The organism is Arthrobacter sp. TB 23 (genome assembly GCF_000294595.1).
Lineage (GTDB): Bacteria > Actinomycetota > Actinomycetes > Actinomycetales > Micrococcaceae > Arthrobacter_D.
Window position 1 is genome coordinate 1 of record NZ_ALPM01000055.1, and the last position, 2,574, is coordinate 2,574.

The 2,574-nt window shown below is 63.5% G+C and carries 4 protein-coding genes; 2 read left to right on the forward strand and 2 right to left on the reverse strand.

Features of this window, described 5'->3' with window-relative positions:
- Together B384_RS18135 and B384_RS0107250 are read right to left on the reverse strand one after the other, a co-directional pair.
- Nucleotides 1-303, reverse strand: a 303-nt coding sequence (locus B384_RS18135; RefSeq protein WP_035766679.1) for a hypothetical protein, incomplete at its 3' end; no start/stop codon positions are given.
- Nucleotides 304-402: 99 nt separating this feature from the next.
- The gene (locus tag B384_RS0107250) at nucleotides 403-660 is read right to left on the reverse strand and encodes a hypothetical protein (protein WP_156809011.1); all 258 of its coding nucleotides are present in this window, start codon (nucleotides 658-660) and stop codon (nucleotides 403-405) included.
- Nucleotides 661-811: 151 nt separating this feature from the next.
- On the opposite strand from B384_RS0107250, the gene B384_RS0107255 reads away from it, so the two are divergent.
- Nucleotides 812-1,897: an S-(hydroxymethyl)mycothiol dehydrogenase gene (locus B384_RS0107255; RefSeq protein WP_019482454.1), complete on the forward strand. Its 1,086-nt coding sequence runs from the start codon at nucleotides 812-814 to the stop codon at nucleotides 1,895-1,897.
- Entirely contained in the window at nucleotides 1,897-2,526 is a 630-nt protein-coding gene (locus tag B384_RS0107260; RefSeq protein ID WP_019482455.1) for an MBL fold metallo-hydrolase, read from the forward strand. The genes B384_RS0107255 and B384_RS0107260 overlap by 1 nt, the downstream gene beginning before the upstream one ends.
- The last annotated feature ends 48 nt before the right edge of the window (nucleotides 2,527-2,574 follow it).

Genomic DNA, 2,574 nt, shown 5'->3' on the forward strand with positions numbered 1-2,574 from the left:
AGCGGCTTTTCCGGCGGGTATCTTCGCGGGGACGCGGTCGGCTTCCCAGGGCAGCAACATGGAGACCAGCGATTCGGGGCCAGCCAGTTCCACCTCGGTGGCCGCCGTGTTGGCCGCAAACCGGTGGGACCGGCTGGTCTTGCCGACCCTGCGCAACACACCGGCCACCTCGCCGGGGCTCCACGACGGATCCATCCCCGCCAACGAAACCGAGTCAACAGAACCCGGGCTAGCCGCACCCAGGCTGGCCGTAAAAACCTCAGCGATGCTGCGGTTTCCACCGGTATTCTCCTGCTGCTTCATACCTCCATCACATCATCTGCCACTGACATTCTTCGGCGTCAGGCAGGCTGGCAGGACCAACCCGGATTAAGCTCACAGCGAACAACGTGAACGGTCCCTTCAGAACCCGGCAGGCGAACGCCACGGGGTGCGTACGCCGTCGTTCTCGCAGAATGGCGTGGTGGCAGCCTCCCCGGCCAGACAACCTCCATCGACCAATTTCCGGGCGCCAACCGGTTCTGCCAAATCAACGGTCAACGAGACCATGTCGTTGCCGGGACAGTCATATCCCGCCTCAGGCAATGCCTCAACATCGGTTCTGATCACTATCTGATCTTCTTCGTAGCGCACCTTTGGCTCCAGCACAGGTCCGGTCACTCCGCCCGAACAACCTATCCGGGTCACGTCCGCCCTAAAACTCGCTGAACTTGCCCAAAGTGGGGGAAAGATCACCTGATTGAGCCACTGTCCGACTCCGTGCCTATGCTTGGGATACCGCCCGGTACCCAACCGAAAGGACCGTGTTGAAATGGCTCATAGAGTCCAAGCCGTAGTTGTCAGGGAAAAGAACGCACCAGCCAGCATCGAGACCATCCTCGTGCCAGATCCGGGACCAGGTGAAGCACTGGTCGATATCCTCACCTGCGGCGTTTGCCATACCGATCTGCACTACAAGCAGGGTGGGATCAGTGACGATTACCCCTTCCTCCTCGGCCACGAAGCCACCGGTGTGGTCAGCGCCGTCGGAGACAACGTCACCGAGGTAGCACCCGGCGACCGCGTCATCCTGAACTGGCGTGCGGTCTGCGGCGAATGTCGTGCCTGCCGTCGCGGTGAAGCGCAGTACTGCTTCAACACCCACAACGCCACCCAGAAAATGACGCTTGAAGACGGCACCGAGCTCTCCCCTGCCCTGGGTATTGGCGCTTTCGCCGAGAAGACTCTCGTCGCTGCCGGCCAGTGCACCAAGGTGGATCCCGAAGCAGATGCGGCCGCCGTCGGCCTCCTGGGCTGCGGCGTCATGGCAGGCATCGGCGCCGCCATCAACACCGGCAACGTGCGCCGGGGCGACTCGGTAGCCGTCATCGGTTGCGGCGGCGTGGGCAGTGCAGCCATCGCCGGCGCCAAGCTCGCGGGTGCGACGACGATTATCGCCGTAGACATCGACGACCGAAAGCTTGAAGCAACCAGGAAACTGGGAGCAACCCACACGGTCAACTCCAAGAACCAGGACGCCGTCGAGGCCATTCAGGCCCTCACCGACGGCAACGGCGCCAACGTGGTGATCGACGCCGTCGGCCGCCCCGAAACCTACAAGCAGGCGTTCTACGCACGCGATCTCGCCGGCACAGTGGTGCTGGTGGGCGTCCCCACCCCGGACATGATGCTGGAACTGCCGCTGCTCGATGTCTTCGGTCGCGGCGGCTCGCTCAAGTCGTCCTGGTACGGCGACTGCCTCCCCTCCAGGGACTTCCCAATGCTGGTCAGCCACTACCAGCAGGGCAACCTGGACCTCGATGCCTTCGTCACCGAACGGATCAAGCTCGACCAGGTTGAAGCCGCGTTCGACAAGATGCACGACGGCTCGGTGCTGCGCTCGGTGGTGGAACTCTGATGGCTGCACGCATTGAACACCTGCTGACCAGCGGAACCTTCTCCCTCGATGGCGGAACCTGGGACGTTGACAACAATGTCTGGATCATCGGCGATGACACCGAATGCATCGTCATCGACCCTGCGCACGACGCTGCAGCGGTGGTGGAACAGATCAATGGGCGACAGGTCCGAGCCATCCTGCTCACCCACGGCCATGATGATCACATCCGCGCCGTCGGCGACGTCTACGACGCTGTCCGGGCGCCCATCCACCTGCATCCGGCCGACCGGATGCTGTGGGACCAGGTCTATCCTGACCCGGCGCCGGACCAGGACATCAACGACGGCGACGAATTCACGGTCGCTGGCGTCACCCTGAAGGCGCTGCACACCCCCGGGCATTCCCCCGGGTCCGTGAGCTTCTACCTCGAAGAGGCCGGCACCGTCTTTACCGGCGACACCCTGTTCCAGGGCGGTCCCGGCGCGACTGGCCGATCCTTCAGCGACTTCCCCACCATCATCGAATCCATCCGTGACCGCCTGCTCAGCCTCCCGGCTGACACGGTGGTTCGCCCCGGGCACGGCGATTCAACGACGGTGGGCGCCGAGGCGCCATCACTGGATGAATGGATTGCGCGCGGCCACTAGATCCTGCGTGCCGCCTAGAGCACAACCAGTACGACGACGACCGCCCCG

Bases quoted from the DNA above. Each gene is read 5' to 3' on its own strand.
- B384_RS0107255 (WP_019482454.1), top strand. From the start codon at position 812: ATGGCTCATAGAGTCCAAGCCGTAGTTGTCAGGGAAAAGAACGCACCA.
- B384_RS0107260 (WP_019482455.1), top strand. From the start codon at position 1,897: ATGGCTGCACGCATTGAACACCTGCTGACCAGCGGAACCTTCTCCCTC.